The sequence below is a fragment of the Flavobacterium jejuense genome (assembly GCF_006491595.2).
GTDB classification, from domain to species: Bacteria; Bacteroidota; Bacteroidia; order Flavobacteriales; family Flavobacteriaceae; genus Flavobacterium; species Flavobacterium jejuense.
In genome coordinates this window covers 1-1,792 of the sequence record NZ_VEVQ02000038.1, presented here as the reverse complement: position 1 = coordinate 1,792, position 1,792 = coordinate 1, and the positions used below count along the sequence as shown (strand labels likewise).

Sequence of the window (1,792 nt, the reverse complement as noted above, 5' to 3'; positions counted from 1 at the left end):
TTTCTTCCTTGCATGACTAAATTTACAAAAAAGTACTCTTTTAAATGTTGCCTTTTTGTTATCTTTGATGGAGTTGTGCAACAAGCACAGCCGTTTGTAGCAATTGCTAGGTATGGTTTGTGTTCGGAATTTTCTCCGAAAATTCCATGAGGAGTTTTGTACTTGTAATCTTTTGTTATAAATTTACGCAACTGCAACAAGCGGCAACACGTTGTGTGTAAGCTGAACAAACATTGAAGTTAATATCGAAAATACAAATCTGTAATAGTTTGGAGGAAATTCCAGACTTCAAATCAATCAAATCACTTGAAAGAGGAATTGAGTGGAAAATTGTTTTTGAAAACAAGATTAAATCCAAAAGAGAAAAGATTGGAAATCAATGGAAATTTGAACATCCAGAATTTCAAATAGCTATTCATACTATAGAACCTGAAATTAATATAGTCAAATTAATTACAGACAAAGAAATTGATGAACACCAAGACTTCTTTGAAAAATGTGCAAATGATTATCGGAATTTAGCAACTGAACTGATTAACAGATTTGCTAATAAACATAACTTACAAATTGACTCTGATTATCCAATGAATAATTTAAATGCATCAGAACAGTTTGGTTATAAACAGGTTGGGGAAATGGATAATTGGCGTTATGCTTTTCACGGATTTCACTGTGCATTTACTAACCTCAAAAATGGACAACATATCGAAGTTCCTCTTATGTGTGGACTTGAATTTGGCGAATTAGACCCTTACTTTTTTTCGGAATTTATTAAATCAACGGAAGAATATAGACCAATGCCAACTCAAATTTATAATGATTATTCAGACGGTAAGAGAATCTTGGATAGAATGGTGGAATTAGGGAAATTTGAAGAAATACAATCTAATTGGCCAAATTGTAAAGGAATTGTTGTGACTGATAGAGATAAAGTTAAGGTAGAAGTTTATAATCCAGAAAATGAATTGGAAGAGGAAAGCCTACACACAACAAGGTATAAAAATAATGGCGGGAGAAACGCCAAAACAAACAATAGTAACAAAAACAAACTATGGTCTAAACTGAAAAGTTTGTGGTCTTAAAACCGCCACTATTCTTATACAAGACCGTTATGCACAATCTTACAAAAAATTGAGAGAAATTAAAGACCTTATATATTCAATAGATTCTGAAAATCATTTTAAAGGAATTCCTTTTTTTAGAAAATTAAGAAAAGTTGATTTTCTAATATCTGACAAAAAGATTGCGGAATTTATAATTGCCAAAAATCAGTACATAATCAATTATATCGATTCTGAAAAAATGGTTATCTATTGCGAAAATAAAATTGAAAACGAATTTAAGATAACTGATTCGAAAAATAGTCAAATTTGGAGTTTTTTTAACCCTAATAAAAGTTTCTCGATTTTTAAGAATACGCCAAATAATGTAATTAAATCTACCGAAACTGAAATTGAAATTAATAATCGAAATGGTTCTCTTTTTTACTCAATTGAAAAGAAATTAATTGGACGAATTGAAGAAAAAAACATAATATTCAGAAATGGAAATTACAAAATTGATGTATTTGAAGAGAATCAAAAAAGAATTTTAATAGGTGCTTGTTGTGTTGAATTAATTCAATACCATATATTAAAAATTTATGAACCTTTGTAAATAAAAAAGACTGTGCATAACAGCCGTAGCTGTTGCACAACCTCTCCAAAAAGTTAAATTTTCTAAATAAATAAAAAAAGTAACCTCATTTAAAGTGATTTAAGCGAGGTTTCTTTTTTGACTAAAGGACAATTTT

General features: G+C 29.4%; 2 protein-coding genes. Both read left to right on the top strand.

The genetic code is table 11. From position 1 onward, the window contains the following. Positions 1-233: 233 nt before the first annotated feature. A complete protein-coding gene (locus FIA58_RS21095; RefSeq protein ID WP_208022844.1) occupies positions 234-1,082 on the top strand; it encodes a DUF6896 domain-containing protein in 849 nt (282 codons plus the stop codon). Between the two features lie 49 nt (positions 1,083-1,131). Beyond that, the gene (locus FIA58_RS21090; RefSeq protein WP_140964671.1) at positions 1,132-1,656 is read left to right on the top strand and encodes a hypothetical protein; all 525 of its coding nucleotides are present in this window, start codon (positions 1,132-1,134) and stop codon (positions 1,654-1,656) included. Positions 1,657-1,792 lie beyond the last annotated feature (136 nt).